Genomic DNA, 15,738 nt, shown 5'->3' with positions numbered 1-15,738 from the left:
CTACGCTCTCCTGCTCGGCTATGACAGTTGTTGCGCCACCAGCGCGGCCCAATAGTCGATGCCGTAAGCGATCGCATTGTCATTGAAATCATAAGCCGGATTGTGCAGGTCGGCGCTGTCGCCATTGCCGAGCCAGATGATCGCGCCGGGCCGCTTTTCAAGCATGTAGGAAAAGTCCTCCGAGCCCATCGTCATCGGCCAGTTCGCGTCGACACGCTCGGCGCCGACGATGCTCCTGGCGGCCGTGATCGCAACCGAAGTCTTCTCGGCATTGTTGACGGTCACCGGATATCCCGGGCGCCAATCGATTTCTGCTTGCGCGTCGTAGAGTTTTGCCGTCCCCAAGACCACATCGCGAAACCGTTGCTCGACGGCCTGGCGCGTCGCTGGCAGCATGGTCCGGATCGTGCCGCCGACCTCAACCGCGGGAGGGATGACATTCAGCGCTTTCCGGTCGCCGCCGCTGATGAAGGTGACGGAGATGACCACCGGATCGAATGGATCGGTAAAGCGCGATGCGATCGACTGGAGCGCGACGATGAGATGCGATGCGACAAGCACTGGGTCGCGGGCGAGATGCGGCGAAGCCGCATGGCCGCCCCGCCCAATGATGGTGATGACGAAGCGATCGCCTGCGGCCATCATCGGGCCGCTGCGGATGGCGAACGAACCAACGGCAAGCCCCGGCTGATTGTGCATCCCGTAGACTTCATCGATGCCAAATCGATCAAGCAGTCCTTCTTCCAGCATGACGCGTCCGCCGCCGCCACCTTCTTCCGCCGGCTGGAAGATCAGAACGATCTTGCCGGCGAAATCACGATCAGCGGCAAAGCGTTTGGCGGCGCCGAGCAAGATGGCCGTATGGCCGTCATGTCCACAGGCATGCATCATGTTCGGCACTTTCGACGCATAGGGCAAGTTTGTCTGTTCCGACATCGGCAGCGCGTCCATGTCGCAACGAAGTGCGATTGTCTTGCCATTACCCCGGTTGCCATTTATCACCGCCACGACCCCCGATTTGGCAATCCCGCTCACCACCTCGTCGCAGCCGAAAACCTTCAACTTCTCCACCACCATCGCCGAGGTGCGCGGCAGGTCAAACAGAAGCTCCGGATATTGGTGGATCTCGCGGCGCCAGTTTTTGGCCTCGTTTGCTATGATCCGCGATGTTTCGGACGGGTTCATGAATCACCTCCTTGGGATGGTTCTATTGCTTGCGCTCGGACTACCGCCGCCAAACGGAGAACGTCCGACACTATCTCTGACATAGTCTTGAGCGGCATGCCGGTATAATCACATTTGCGAGCAACAAAAGGTGCGGCAGACACATACCCCGAATATGCCGCCTTCGATTGGAGACCAAGTCGAAGCGAGCGCAGATCCCACGCTGCAAAGCTTACGCCGATTTCCGCTATCCAGGGCAGGACACTCGTAACCGCCAAGGACCGGAAATTTCGGTGAGGTTTGATAATAATTTCGACGTTGCGAATGGCAGCTTAATGGCTGACTAGTCTTCACTAGAATTAAAGAAACAGAATTTAGAGAATAATGCTAAGCGCGCTTTTGCGCCTTGAAAGCTATTAGATAATGATGACCGTATTGGGCTGCATAGTCGGCAAACATAATATCTGGCTGGTAATCGTTGCAGCAGTTGTATGCATCGCGGGCTCCTGGGTTATCATCCGCCTGTTCGACCGGGCAGCCAGCACGACAGGTGCACAGCGGATCGGCTGGCATCTTCTGACGACGGCGGCAGCCGGCTCCGCGATCTGGTGCACGCATTTCATTGCGATGTTGGCCTATTATCCGGATGTCCCAGTGAGCTTCGATCCGGTCATGACCATTGTGTCTCTTTTGGTCGCCATGGTCGGTGTTCAACTGGGCCTTGTTGTGGCGGCGAGCGGCGTAACGCGGCTGGCACCTATTGTAGGGGGTGGTATCGTCGGACTTGCGATCGTCGCGATGCACTATACCGGCATGATGGCTTACCGGGTGCAAGGTATCGTCTCATGGGACAAGCCCTACCTCGTGGCATCGATCTTCCTCGCCGTCATATTTTCTGGCTTGGCACTACATTTCGCGATGCGGCTTGTCTCTCGGAGCGACAGATATATTGCGATGGGGGTTCTGGTGCTGGCGATCGTCAGCCTGCATTTCACTGGAATGGCGGCGTTCCACGTTTCTCCAATGTTGATCGACGGCTCTTTTTCGAACCCGGCCGCTCTGCAGGCGCTTGCCCTGGCCGTTGCCGCGGTCGCGTTGATCATCGTCGGCGCCGGACTTGCCAGCTACCTTATCGATACCAGCATGCGGGCCGAATCTTATGAACGACTTCGGCACATGGCCATGAATGACAATTTAACCGGCCTACCGAACAGGGTGAGCTTCAACGAACATCTCGATCAAGAACTCCGTATCGCCGATGAAACGGGCGGTAAGGTCGCTCTGATTGGCATTGATCTTGACCGCTTCAAAGAGATCAATGATCTCCGTGGCCATGCCGCCGGCGACGAGGTGCTGAAGATCCTCGCGCGGCGCATAAGTAATCTTCTGGGTGACGGCGAGTTCGCTTCCCGGCTCGGCGGCGATGAATTTGCTGCCGTTTACCGCATGCAGCACCAGGCCGGCCTTTCCGATTTTCTGGCGCGTCTCGAAGCCGCTCTCTTCAGGCCACTTCGCCTCGACGATTATGAGGTCGCTCCGGGAGCCAGCCTTGGCATTGCTCTTTACCCCGATAATGCCTACAACAAAGAGGCCCTGATCAATAATGCAGACCTCGCCATGTACCGCGCCAAGACGGACATCACGCGAGCGGTTTGCTTCTACGAGCAATCAATGGATGAAATCGTCAGAGCTCGCAGGACTCTGGCGAGCGAGCTTCGGCAAGCAATCGAAAACAACCAGTTGGATATTCACTACCAGGTGCAGACGTCCATCTCGACCGGCGAAATCTGCGGATATGAGGCCCTGCTTCGCTGGGAGCATGCGCAACATGGATTCATTCCGCCTTCGGAGTTCATCCCGCTGGCGGAAGAAAATGGCCTGATCCATCAGATGGGAGAATGGGTGCTGCGAACCGCCTGCACCAAGGCAGCGTCTTGGGAACCTCCGTATAAGGTTGCCGTCAATCTTTCTCCGGTCCAATTTGTGCACAGCGACCTGCCGAAGCTCGTCCTCGAAATCTTGATTGAAACGGGACTGCCAGCAGATCGACTGGAATTGGAACTAACGGAATCGACCATCTTTGCCGATCGGGAGCGTTCACTCCATATGCTGCGTCAAATCAAGGCACTTGGCGTTAGCATCGCCCTTGACGATTTCGGGACGGGGTATTCGTCGCTCGATACGCTGCGCTCCTTCCCGTTCGACAAAATCAAGCTCGATCGCTCCTTTATGGGCGAAATCGAATCCAGTCCGCAGGCCAAGGCGATCATTCGCGCTGTGCTGGCTCTCGGCAAGAGCCTGGAGATTCCGGTATTGGCGGAAGGCATCGAGACACAGGGTCAACTTGCGCTTTTGAGCGCGGAGGGCTGTGATGAGGCACAGGGATATTTGCTGGGTCGCCCTGTACCGCTGAACCAGATCATCACCAGCGGCCAAATTACCCTGACTGGCTCGGAGTTTCTTGCAAGAACGGCCAGGGCAATGCCTATGGAGGAGCCGGTAGTTCATTCCATCGCCCGTTCGGTCTGATCTGCTCCTTGCTTTGGAGACAAAGGGCGGCCAAATAAGCCGCCGCCTCACTCTTAACAAACGCCAACGTCGACCTTATCTGCCCTTGAATACGCCGTGCACGAAGGTGATATACCTTCGCGCATCGGTTTACAAAATCGATGTGCGAGGGCCGATTGTCGTTCCAGAGACACGACAACAGGCGTATATTCTCCGCCTCGGCGCGGATCATTTGCGCGCCAACAATGAGTAAGTATTCGTGGGGTATGGGTAATGCAACTTTCACCGGAAGCGGCAGTCGGATCGCATATTGAGAGCCAAGGAAGCTGGCCGACAAGGCGGAGTGCGATCCTCGATTGGTTGGTGCATGACACTCGCGAACAACGCTTCATCGACAATATCCTCGTGGACCTGTGCGTGAAGCTGCGGGCGGCCGGCATCCCTGTCGGGAGGGCGACATTGCATTTCAGGACCCTCCATCCGCAATGGCTCGGTGCAAGAATCCTCTGGCGCACGGGACTTAAGGAGGCCGATCTCAGCACTTTCAGCTATGGCGTAGAGACGACGCCGCAGTTTCTGGCGAGCCCCATCAACGAGATTTTCAACGGTGCCACCGAGGTTCGCCAAAATCTCGAATACCTGGATGACACCGATCGGCCGGCTTACCCGCTCTACCAGGAAATGCATGCGGAGGGACTGACCGACTACATCGCCTGGCCGATCTACCACACGCTCGGCAAGCGCCATATCGTCACCTTTGCCGCCGATGTGCCGGGGGGCTTTACCGAAGAGCATGTCGCTTTCCTGAAGGATCTGTTGCCAGCCCTGACGCTGGTAAGCGAGATCAGGCTGAAGAACATCCTGGCCCGGACGCTTTTGCGCACCTATGTGGGACCACATGCAAGCGAGCAGATCCTTGCCGGTGCAACCACCCGCGGCAGCGGCACCACCGTCGGCGCAGCCATCCTCATCTGCGATCTGCGCGATTTCACGACGATTTCGGACATGTGGCCGCGCGACGACGTGATCGATCTTCTGAACGGCTATTTCGACGCGATGTCGGAGCCGATCGAGAAACATGGCGGCGAGATCCTCAAATTCATGGGTGACGGGCTGTTGGCGATTTTTCCGCTGAGCAACCCCGAGGCTTGTGCCAATCTTCTGCAAGCGATCAGCGAAGCCGAGGCGGCGGTCGACGCGCTGAATGAGGAAAATAGCCGGAATGGCCGAGAGGTGCTGCGCTATGGCGTCGGGGTGCATGTCGGTGATGTGATGTATGGCAACATCGGATCCCGCAGCCGCCTCGACTTCACGGTCATCGGGCCGGCCGTCAATGTCGCTTCGCGACTGGAAACACTGACCAAGGAGGTCAAACGGCCCGTCCTGCTTTCCAAGGCCTTCGTCGATATGGCAGGCTGTGAAGCCGCGATGGAAAGCCTCGGCGCCTTCCCTCTCAAGGGCCTTGGCGAACCAGTCGACGTCTTCGCTTTCGCGGCGAATGGAAGTAGCGTGGTACGTCAGAAAGCCCGATCGTAATTTCGGCCGCGGCACGCACGCTCGATCCAATTGTCGCACGTAGAGCTGGACAAACTGATCGCAAAACGTGAAGCGTCCATTGGTTCTCGTCTCTTGCGCAAACGCTTATATTATGATCGTGATAAAGATAGTAGCCGCCTCAATTTTCTGGGATCGTACTGTGATGACAGGCGTTAGTCAGAGCCGACTTTAATGGCTCGGCGAGTGGTGCCCTACACCCCGAATACTCTGACAAGGAGAGGAAAGATGAAAAAATTACTCACCATGGCATTATCAGCAGCGGCATTGATCTTCACCGGCGCGGCGGTCACGCGTGCGGCCGATTTGCAGAGAACCTACGAGGAGCCGGACCAGCGCAACGGTGTGAAGATCGGTTACCTCACTTGCGATATCGGGGGCGGGGTTGGGTATGTTCTCGGATCGGCGAAGGAAGTCGATTGCGTTTTCCGTTCGTCCGTCGGAAGAGAGCGCATAGATCACTATAACGGTGCCATCAGAAAATTAGGCGTCGATCTCGGCTTCACAACTGGCAGCCGGCTTGTCTGGCTCGTCTTTGCGCCAACAGCCGGCTATCATCATGGCGCGTTGAGTGGCCTTTATACGGGCATCACCGCCGAAGCAACCGTCGGCGCGGGCGTTGGTGCCAACATTCTTCTGGGCGGCTCCTCGGGCTCAGTCCATCTCCAGCTAATCAGCGTGACGGGCCAGCTCGGGCTCAATGTTGCCGCTACCGGTACGTCGGTGACGCTGACCGCGATAAACTAGCGTATCTTATCTCCAGCCAATCCCACCGGGGCGTGCCCTGCTTCCAAGCGGGTACGCCCACGGGACGATTAGACTTGGCTCATGCGTTCAATCCCTGGATGCGGTGGAGGCTGTCCATCGCCTTCGTTTCCCAGGTTCGTGCTTCCTGCAGGCGGGCGAATTCGATAGCTTTGGACAAACAGCTCTCCGCTTCTCCCAGCGCTGAATTGGCACGTGACAAAGCTTCGCCTTTCAAGCGCAATAGCTCGGCCGTGAAATAGTTTTCGCCGGTATTGGCGACCAATTCCAGGGCTTGGTTCAGGGTCGCCAAGCAGCCGTCGAGATCTCCCGATCGCAGATAGCAATCCGCAAGCAAGCCGAGATAACAGGATTTGTCGGTTTCCTGCTCTCCCAGGTTGTCGCAAGTATGCCGCATCTTTGCGAGGCCGGACAGGTTGTTGTCCAATCGCACCATGAGCCATCCATGGAAAAAATAGGCCATGTTCTGCCACATGCGAAAACCGTTTTCTTCGGCAAGAACGGACAGCTCATCGACCATGCGGCGCAATGGCTTAATATCTTCGCGCAACGCGTGGAGGATGCAGCCGTTGCCGAGATAGGCCGCAAGCCTGTAGGCGGAATGTCGACGCGCATCAGCTTCCGCCGCGCGATACAATTCGATGGCTTCACGATCCAATCCAATCAGTTCTAAAGTCCATGCAAGATACGACATCGCCATGCTTGGAAAATCGCTGCCGATTTCGTCGGCGTCTGCGATATGGCGAAGTGCCGCCTCGAGGTATTCGCGTGCCTGTGTGAAATGGCCTTGTGCAAAAAGGCTCATGCCCTTGAATTGCATCCCAAGAACGGCTGCCCTGAGGCTGCCGCGAATCTTGCCGATATCGATCAACTGTTCGCTTGCCCAGAGCGCGTCTGCAAAGCGGGCGGAGTTGAAGGCGGTGCCAAAGATGCCGTCGAGCGCGCGTATCGGTGCCTGGGTATCTCCCAGTTCTTCGCTGAGCCGCAGGACATTGCGGTAGGCAGCACCACCGCCGGCGGTCACATATCCGAATGTCGCGTAAAGCACATCGCCGCGCTCCAGTTCGAGACGAAGCTCCTTGCGATCGCGCTCGGGCGAGGGCGGCAATTTGGCGAGGCACTCCAGGCCGTTTGCAAACATGTTCGCGGCTTCCACCTTGGCCCAAGTCTTGCCGACGTTAAGCCCTGCGGCAAGCCAGCAATCGGCAGCCCGCTCGAATAGCCCCGCTTCGGCGAAATGCTGGGCCAGGACTTCTGGATGTTCCGCCGCGAGCTTTGGGTGCACTTGCTCGATAGCTTCAGCAACTTTTCCGTGAAGTTCACGGCGTCGTTCGCGCAATAAGGTATCGCGGGCCGATTCCTGTAAAAGTGAGTGAGCAAAAGCGTAGTTCTGGCCGCCGGTCGACGGCTGCCGGATAACTATGTCCGATTCAACGAGCCGCCGGAGTGTTGGATCGAGGGCGGGTGGTGCGACACCACAAAGGTGGGCGACGAGCTTTGCGTCAAATTCGCGTCCCACCACCGCCGCGATCTGGGCCACTGCCTTTGCCGGGCCGATCTTATCAAGACGAGAGAGCAGTGACGATTGCAGCGAGCTGGGCACGGCGAGTGTCGCCGTCCGCGGATCCGGCACTTTGCCACCGGCGGCGGTGCCTGTTGCCAGCACCGCGCGAGTGAGTTCCTCCACGAAAAGTGGAACGCCCTCCGCCTTGGCCAAAAGTGACAGGCTCGTCTCGTTGGACAGGCTTTTGCCTTCGTCAATGTGACGAACGAGCAATTCGGCTTCGGCGCTGTTCAGCCTCTCTAAGCCAATCTTGGATAATGTCTCCGGCTCTGCGCCATAGCTGAGCGACCGCTCGCGAGAGGTGATCAGGATCAGCATCGGAAAGGAGACAGCTTCTCCGACGAGCATTCCGACAACCTCGCGCGAGGAGGGGTCGATCCAATGCTCGTCTTCGATTGTCAGCAGAACTGGACTGATCCGAGAAACATGATGAAGCCAGTCGATCAGGATCCTGTGCGATACATCCCGTTGGCGCATCGGGGTCAAATCGGTAGCCGGATAACGTGTTTGCTCCACGGACAGCAGATCGGCGAAGATCGGCAGCGAGCTCGAAATCGGCACCTCGCTCAGCGAAAGGACGGCCTCGAGCTTATCCAGGGAAATGTCCGGCGCATCTTCGGCATCAATGCCGGCGTAACGCTTGAGCAGACTGAGAAACGGAAAGAGCGCGCTGTTTGAATAGGCGCTGGAACACTGAAGTGTCAGTACGGTGCATTGTGGGATCTGTCGCTGAACCTCGAAAACCAGCCGCGACTTGCCGATTCCCGGTTCACCTGAGATCAAGAGTGCATGGCCGCGATTCTCGGAAATCACCTCCCGCCACAGCCCAAGGACGTGGGTCATTTCCTCCTGGCGGTCCACCAGTTCCGTCAGCCTCGTTCTCTTTGCAAAACGATTTTCCAGGTCCTTGACCTTTTCGGCACGCCAGATTTGCAGCGGTGAGGAAAATCCCTTGAGAGATTGCAGCCCAAGATCCGTAAACTCGAAGGCCCCGGCCGTGGCGTCATAGGTTTTCTGATCGGTGAGTATCGTCTGCGGTTCAGCAAGCGTTTGCAGCCTTTGGGCCAGATTGGGGATCGAGCCGAGAGCGACGGTCGAGACACCCGCAGGCGCTCCGACGAAATCTCCGACCACTACCAATCCGCTTGCGACACCGATCCGCACGCGCAAGGGCGGTCCGCGCGGCACGGCGATCTGTGGGACGATCCGCAGAATATCGAAGGCAAGCCGCAGTGCGCGCTCGCCATCATCTTCCTCTGCGATCGGATATCCGAAGAGGGCCTGGAATGCGTCGCCGATATAGTTCGCGGCGATGCCGCTATGGCTTTTTACGGCGCGCGTGCAGGCCGCCAAATAGGTTTGTGTAAGCTTGGTGAAATCCTCAGGATCGAGCTGGGTTGCGTATTCGGTCGATCCGACGAGATCGCAGAATAATATGGTCAATTGCCGACGTTCGACCGCCGGCGAGGACAGCGCATGTTCGCTATTTAGCAGCTTGATGCCGGCCAGGATTTTTCGGCGCGGCCCGAGAGGAATCCGCATCTCCTGCAGATCCTCTTCGGAGAGGAGGCGGAGGCTGTCGAAATCTATTTGGTTCTTGGCGAAGATACCGACGAGATGATCGAGCCTCAGTTCACTCAGCCATTTCCTTATATTGTCCATGGCCTCCCCCACGCGAAACGCTGCATGCTATTGCCATTAGCTTTGGGTACCCCTCTCCTAAGCTTAACATTGTTGGCTTTTGTTCATAAGCCATTTCGAATATAAAACGTCACTGCAGGTCACACCGAATGTCGGTATAAAGCAGATGGCCCTCGTCGGCATATTTGATCCCGCTCTGATCGAAACAGAACCTTTTGGGAAGAATCCGGGCTAGATAGCGACGGTCACATTGGGCCGGGAGATCCAACCTGTATTCCCGCGGCTTTGTCGATGGGACCGGTTCGGTGAATTTCGGGTGCCCGAAATAGGCGACATTGCGGATCAGCGTCGCCGTGCCTGATGTGCCGATCTCGCCATCGATGGCGATGAAGTCCTTACCCTTGGTCTCGTCCATGGTTGGGTAGTCTTCCTCGGCCGGCGGCTGAGCGGATGGCGGAATTGCCACCGACTTAAGCGCGACATCGAAGCGGACGTCATCCCTTTCCGGGACGCCACCCAGATCATTCAGATAGTTCCAGCTCAATCGAAGCTTGCGACCGCCGCCTTTTTCTCCCGGCGGCAGAGGAAGCTGTGTAGCGGCAAATTCGGCGGGCTTGGTATCGTCGCCTTGCGATCCTCGAACCGGCGCCGGGCATTGCGTGTAAAGCGGTTGATAACCGCATTCGGCTCCGCCGGCGTCCCAAAGGCAATTGCTGAGTTTGCGCCAGTCTTCGGAACTGATCCCCGGCATCGAGGTCGACAGGTCGTTGCCGTCGAACGGAACCATCCAGGGGTGGATCTTGCCCTGGCCCGACTGGCGCGCCCACTCGGTCCTGTGGCTGTCGATCTGATGCAGTTTCATCTGTTCGGCTTGTAGCTGCAGATGCTGCGCCCAACGCGGCCGCGAAATCCATGGATCCTGCGCAACAGCATCTGCGGCGAAGCGCTGCCCGGTGGTCTGCGTCGTGAGCGTATGGCAGGTGGTGCAGTTGTGGCTGGGGTCGACGACCGTCTTTGCCCGCCCGATCGCGGCGGCGTGGGTGCTCGTATAGCCAGAGCCGATGATGCGGAAAGGCGAATCTTTGCCGCGCCGCGTTTGAGGCAGATAGTCACCGAGGCCGAGAGCCGGGTTGTTGTCGCCGGTTATGCTGGATGAATATCCAACCCTGGCGATGCCGATATGCGGATCGATGACATAGGCACCTTTGTTGTCGTGACAGGCCGAGCAAGCGATCTGAAAGGTCGGATCATATAGCGCCGCCGCCTTCGCGCGACCTTCTCGGTCGGAATAGGAATGACCGCCCGGCGGCACGAAAGTTTGCGTCCAGTCGAACTCCTTTCGCTTTTTCGTACCATCGAAGAACACGATTTCTCCGGTCGCCGCGTTGAACCCGATGATACCCAGGCGCGAGAATTTCGGATTTGATCTCTGCCAGTAGGCGTCGGGCTCGAGTTCGAGGCTCGATGTGGATTTGCGGCAGAAGGTGAGCCATTCGACATTGCCTCTAACGATACGGCTTATCCGCGAATTCATGCCGCAATAGGTGACGCTGCCAGCAAGCGAAGGCTTATCGCATCGCCCTATATTGCCGGTCCATTTGACGATAGCACCGGCCGCGTCGCGGTGCTCGAATTCCAGTGGGTTTCCAGGCTTCGCGGGATTGGGTTTCAAGTCGACGACATTGCCGTCGATCTCCAGCGCGATGTTTTTTGCGACCTCATCCGTGCAATCGCCGTCGGGGATCGGGCCGAAAACGGCGCGGGCCTCGTCGCCGAACCGCGTGATCACATCGCTGGTTTGAGACGCTGGTGCCCACAGGAAATTGTCGTTCCATCGCTCTACCGTCTCTGTGAATTCACGTTCCTCGGCATCCTGACCTCCATCGCTTTCTGGCTGGAGTGTGGCTTCCTCAAGAGTTGGCGCGCTCTGCGTCAATTGGCGGCAGAGCTGAAAAACCTGCAGACCTCGCAGATAGAGCCGATGGTTCTCGTCGTCTGGCATAGTTTCCGCGACGGGCTCCTCAGGAGGCGCGGGAGAGATGCAACCCGTCGTCAGATCGCAATGATCGTTCTTAATACATCGCGATGTGGCGGCTCTGGGGATTGCAAGGGCCGCCATCTGTTCGGCAAGACGATGAATGGTAGCGGTATCCGCCTGCTCTGACGCCGGCCAGCTTGCGCCGAGCGGTAAGCTCATCGCCAACGCAATAGGGATCGATCTCAGACCAATATGCCGCAACATCAACTCCTCGGCATGTTAGCAAGCGAGCAGGGCGCTTAGCGCGCCCTGAAACTGATCTTGGGGCCGTCCGTGATGAGGATGATGCTTGCGAACTTCCAGCCAGTATTATCTCTCCTGAAGACGGTATGAAGGGATCCCGTATAGTCGAGGACCGGGGTTTCGATTCCGCCAAATTGGATGGTAACGACAACGGTTGTTTTTCCCTGCACCGTGTCCGCATCGACCGCATTCAGAAGTGTATTGCTCTCGATATGTCTGGTTATAGCGCCGTTGAAACCCAATTCGTTCGAAAGATCTTCGAGATACTGTTCCAGCTGTACCTTGTTTGTCTTCAACGCCACCTGCTTTTCGATGGAGTTGCAAAGTTCATAGGTGACATCATCGCGCAACATCTCGTCGACCCCGATTAACGAACCCTCGTCCAGCGCCCAATTGTATCGATGGATGAGATCCATGATAAGTTGCCTGTCGGCGGGAGGCGGATTGGTAACAGACAACAGATAGTTGGTGCCCTGATAGCTACAATCCGGCATCGTGGATGCTGGATCAGAAGGATCCGACTGAGCAAGTGCTGGCCCAGCTGATGTCAGGACGACGGCCATGCCAAGCGCTAACGTCGTGCACAGAACGCGGTTTGCAAAATCCCCTCTTATGGCTGCCATCCCATCCTCCCGGCGGTGATGAGCCTCGGCAGACCTCCACCGAGACAACCTCTAGTACGCTTAACATCCCCATTATACTTATCTGGCTAATGGAAAAGTCGCCTCTGCAATGTCAGGCCGCCATCTCTGAGGACAAGTTCGTGCGTCTTGCTTCGACGTCTGCCGTAGGACTTGAAGCCTTTGAGACCGAACCCGTTGTAGTCGACCTGGCCAATCATGAACAATTCGTCGACGAAGGCTTCGGCAGCGACCGGGAGACTTGTGTGCTCCATCGACTTGCCATCAGTGCGCGCGCTGCGAGCGATGAAACCCAAGGGTGAAGTGGTCATCGCGATGTTAAGGTCCTCGGCAAGACCGTAACGCGAGGACGGAAGAACCGTCAGCGCTTCAGCCAATTGGCGATCGTGCGCCATCTCTACGAATTCATCTTGAAGAATATTCAGAGATGACTGAATGGTCGCAGCCGTCTCCATCGACAAAATGGCATGGCCGACGAACGCGCCTAGGAATATTCCGGGATAGGCGGGATTTTTTTGAGCGCTCGCAAGTGAGATGGTTGTGGCAACCTCGGCAAAGTAGCCCGGAATTTCACGAGCATTCGTCACGCCAGACGCCAAGATGTCTCTCATATCCTCGCTGACCGCTCGCAACTCGTTCGGCGTCGCCGCACTGGGATTGGCCGCACAAACGGTCAGCATGTCCGCAAGCGCTTCGAACAGCGCGCCGGTGAACACCCGCGAGAAGGAGTGCGGATTTGACGAGAGACTTGTCGTCAGGGCGCTGGAAGGGAGGCTCGACGGGTCGCAATAGCTGAAAAAACTCGACGCATTACGAAGGCAGTTGGGATCGGCATCCTTTGGATAAAGTACGTGCACTGCTGCCCCCAATTGCTGGCCTATGCGCGAAAGCCGAGAGTCACTATTGAGGTTGCCATTTGTCTCCACCAATATGGCCTGGCGAAACGACGGCAACTGCAGCGCACATAATATGGCACTCATATCGGCGAAGGTTTCATGAAAAGACGCGACCTCTTGAAGGTGAGCTGTCCACAGGCCTGGCTTGATCGCATCAAGAATGGCGTGCCCCAGTTCATGGCAGACGACATCCGGGCTCGCGCAGGAATAGACCGTTCCGGAAGGCGAAGGCCCGTGATAGAAATTCAATGCATCCCGGTTGTAGTCGGCCTCCAAATCTTCCCATCGATCGAGATGCACTTCGAGAGTATCGCCGCCTCGTTGCCATAATTGTGGTTGCGGGACTATCGGAGCCCAGAAATTCGTGCCTCGTTTCAGGGCTTCAGCTGCAGTCCAGTACCGGAACGCTGCGGAGTTGACATCGTTGCTGAGAGGCGGTTCGGCACCTGGAATCAAAAACTTGAGGGGCGGTAGCGTGAGGTCCGGTTTCGGGGCTGTCGTGAATACTCCGCTGGCTGGATCATCCTCCCATATGGTGAGGTCAGTGACAGCGGGTGGATTGTTCAATGGCGCGCTCATAATCTGCTCCTGTTCAATCTCGACTACCGGTAGAGGTATGTTCAGGCTGGATTGAGGATTTTCATATGCCATCGATAGCGGACAACGCGCGCCGCCTTGGCGGTCTTCGCGGCATAGGATCGACACCCTTCGGATGTCATTGATTTTAAATGCTATCTGAGGTTATCTCAATCGGTCAAACGGGCTAGAATTCCTAATTACTTCGATTGAGGTAGTTGAAATGGCTCGACCTTGTCCGATCCCAGGACGGTGGAGCGGGCCTATTGCGCCTCCGATCGCAAGCGCATCTTGTTCCACCGACAAAACGTAGCGGGAAAGAGAAAATAGATTCACGGCGATGCCGTCGAGGGCTATAGCTGTCCATCGTCGACAATCACACATCGGACCCTGAGCTCATGACAGACACCGTTACCGATCGCTTCCTTCGCTATGTCGTCATCGATACTCAGTCGGATCCCAAGTCGTCGACACAGCCTTCCACCGAAAAGCAATGGAATCTGGGTCGTATTCTGGTCGAAGAGTTGCTGGCGATCGGCCTTTTGGATGCTCACCTCGATGAGCATGGCTACGTCTATGCAACCATTCCCTCCAATGTCGATAAGCCGGTCCCGGTTATCTGCTTTTGTTCACATATGGATACCGCGCCCGATTTCACGGGAACGAACGTCAAGCCGCAAATCGTGCGAAACTACAGCGGTGGCGACATCCAGCTTCCGGGCGATGCGCAGCAGATCATCCGCGTCAGCGACAATCCGGTGCTTAGCGATCAGATCGGTAACGATATCATCACCTCCGACGGCACGACGTTGCTCGGTGCCGACGACAAGGCCGGCCTCGCCGAGATCATGACGGCGGCGCAAATCCTCGTCGATAATCCCGAGATCAAACATGGGACGATCAAGCTCCTCTTCACGACGGATGAAGAAATCGGGCGTGGGGTCGATAGGGTCGATCTGACGAAGCTTGGTGCCGAGTTCGCCTACACCATAGACGGCGAAACGGCCGGTCATATCGAGGATGAAACCTTCTCCGCCGACGGCGTGGAGATCACCATTCAAGGCGTTGCGATCCATCCCGGTTTCGCCAAGGGGAAGATGGAGAACGCCATCAAAATCGCCGGCGCGATCATCAGTCGGCTTCCGAAGGACGTGGCGCCCGAGACGACGGATGGCAGGGATGGCTTCGTTCATCCGACAGGCGTAACCGGCTCGATGGAAAAGGCAGCTCTCGGCTTTATCGTCCGCGACTTCAACGACGCTGGCCTCGCCGCCAAGGAAGCCATGCTCGAGGCGATCGTAAAGAAGGTGATGAGCGAATATCCGGGCTCTTCTTATAGCTTCAAGGTCAAGCAGCAGTACCGCAACATGAAGGTCATCCTCGATCGCCACCCGGAGATCGCCGACAACGCCATCGAGGCCGTCCGACGCGCCGGCATGATCCCGGTGCGCGGCAGCATCCGTGGCGGCACCGATGGTTCGCGACTGTCTTTCATGGGCCTTCCCTGCGCCAACATCTTTGCCGGCGGCCACGCATTTCACTCGCCGCTCGAATGGGTCAGCCGGCAGGATATGGAGAAGGCCGTCAAGACGCTTGTCGAACTCGCAAAAATCTGGGCGGAGCGCGCTTGAACGGTCAGCGGATGCGATGATAGCGCCGCTTAAAATAGACGAGCGCCTCGTCCTGTTCCTTTCCATGGGCGATATCGATCACCCGGCAAAAAAGCACGCGATGCGTGCCGCTTTCGATCGAGCTTTCGAGATCGCAATCGAAGGAGACGATCGCATCCTTAAGACGCGGCGCTCCGGTTTTACCGGACAGCCATTCGCCGGCGGCGAAACGCTCTTGCTGTGGTGTCGAGCCGCCGAACAGTCGGGAAAGCTCCTCCCGGCCGGAGGCAAGCGTGTTGACGCAAAGCGAGCGGTTGCGATCGAATATGGCAGCGACCGAGCTCGATCGGTTAAGGCAGACGATCAGTGTTGGCGGCGTATCCGTGACGCTACAGACGGCAGATGCCGTAAAACCCGCGAGCCCGCCCGGACCATCGGTCGTAACGATGCTGACGGCGGCGGCAAGCTTTGCCATTCCCTCGCGAAAGGCCAGACGGGCCATCTCCACCGCGTCGTGCGCCATATCATCCATGCTAGG

10 protein-coding genes are annotated in these 15,738 nt (G+C 57.3%); 4 read left to right on the top strand and 6 right to left on the bottom strand.

Annotation, left to right across the window (positions count from 1 at the left end):
• Positions 1–18: 18 nt before the first annotated feature.
• Complete coding sequence (locus tag PY650_RS09255) at positions 19–1,185, bottom strand: M20 aminoacylase family protein (RefSeq protein ID WP_285878851.1); 1,167 nt, start codon at positions 1,183–1,185, stop codon at positions 19–21.
• A 402-nt stretch (positions 1,186–1,587) separates the two neighbouring features.
• On the opposite strand from PY650_RS09255, the gene PY650_RS09250 reads away from it, so the two are divergent.
• From PY650_RS09250 to PY650_RS09240, 3 genes are all read left to right on the top strand, one after another.
• Complete coding sequence (locus PY650_RS09250; RefSeq protein ID WP_349644484.1) at positions 1,588–3,693, top strand: putative bifunctional diguanylate cyclase/phosphodiesterase; 2,106 nt, start codon at positions 1,588–1,590, stop codon at positions 3,691–3,693.
• Between the two features lie 252 nt (positions 3,694–3,945).
• The gene (locus PY650_RS09245; RefSeq protein ID WP_285878850.1) at positions 3,946–5,208 is read left to right on the top strand and encodes an adenylate/guanylate cyclase domain-containing protein; all 1,263 of its coding nucleotides are present in this window, start codon (positions 3,946–3,948) and stop codon (positions 5,206–5,208) included.
• 246 nt (positions 5,209–5,454) lie between these two features.
• Positions 5,455–5,973 (top strand): DUF992 domain-containing protein, encoded by a 519-nt coding sequence (locus PY650_RS09240; RefSeq protein ID WP_285878849.1) that lies wholly within the window; start codon positions 5,455–5,457, stop codon positions 5,971–5,973.
• Between the two features lie 79 nt (positions 5,974–6,052).
• On the opposite strand, the gene PY650_RS09235 is transcribed toward PY650_RS09240, so the two are convergent.
• From PY650_RS09235 to PY650_RS09220, 4 genes are all read right to left on the bottom strand, one after another.
• The gene (locus PY650_RS09235) at positions 6,053–9,217 is read right to left on the bottom strand and encodes an ATP-binding protein (RefSeq protein ID WP_285878848.1); all 3,165 of its coding nucleotides are present in this window, start codon (positions 9,215–9,217) and stop codon (positions 6,053–6,055) included.
• A gap of 109 nt (positions 9,218–9,326) precedes the next feature.
• The gene (locus PY650_RS09230; protein WP_285878847.1) at positions 9,327–11,198 is read right to left on the bottom strand and encodes a hypothetical protein; all 1,872 of its coding nucleotides are present in this window, start codon (positions 11,196–11,198) and stop codon (positions 9,327–9,329) included.
• A gap of 275 nt (positions 11,199–11,473) precedes the next feature.
• Complete coding sequence (locus PY650_RS09225; RefSeq protein ID WP_285878846.1) at positions 11,474–12,100, bottom strand: nuclear transport factor 2 family protein; 627 nt, start codon at positions 12,098–12,100, stop codon at positions 11,474–11,476.
• Between the two features lie 86 nt (positions 12,101–12,186).
• A complete protein-coding gene (locus PY650_RS09220) occupies positions 12,187–13,665 on the bottom strand; it encodes a gluzincin family metallopeptidase (RefSeq protein WP_285878845.1) in 1,479 nt (492 codons plus the stop codon).
• Between the two features lie 323 nt (positions 13,666–13,988).
• Here PY650_RS09220 and pepT point away from each other — a divergent pair, with 323 nt between their 5' ends.
• A complete protein-coding gene (gene pepT, locus PY650_RS09215; RefSeq protein WP_285878844.1) occupies positions 13,989–15,221 on the top strand; it encodes a peptidase T in 1,233 nt (410 codons plus the stop codon).
• Positions 15,222–15,225: 4 nt separating this feature from the next.
• Here the strand turns inward: pepT and PY650_RS09210 are convergent, their stop codons facing one another.
• Positions 15,226–15,732 carry a flavin reductase gene (locus PY650_RS09210; RefSeq protein WP_285878843.1) on the bottom strand — a complete coding sequence of 169 codons (507 nt, stop codon included), beginning with the start codon at positions 15,730–15,732 and terminating at the stop codon, positions 15,226–15,228.
• Between the last annotated feature and the right edge of the window lie 6 nt (positions 15,733–15,738).

Origin of the sequence: Martinezella calliandrae (genome assembly GCF_030272695.1) — a bacterium.
GTDB classification, from domain to species: Bacteria; Pseudomonadota; Alphaproteobacteria; order Rhizobiales; family Rhizobiaceae; genus Rhizobium; species Rhizobium calliandrae.
Note: the sequence above shows the minus strand (reverse complement) of the source record. Positions and strands in the feature narration are given on the sequence as shown.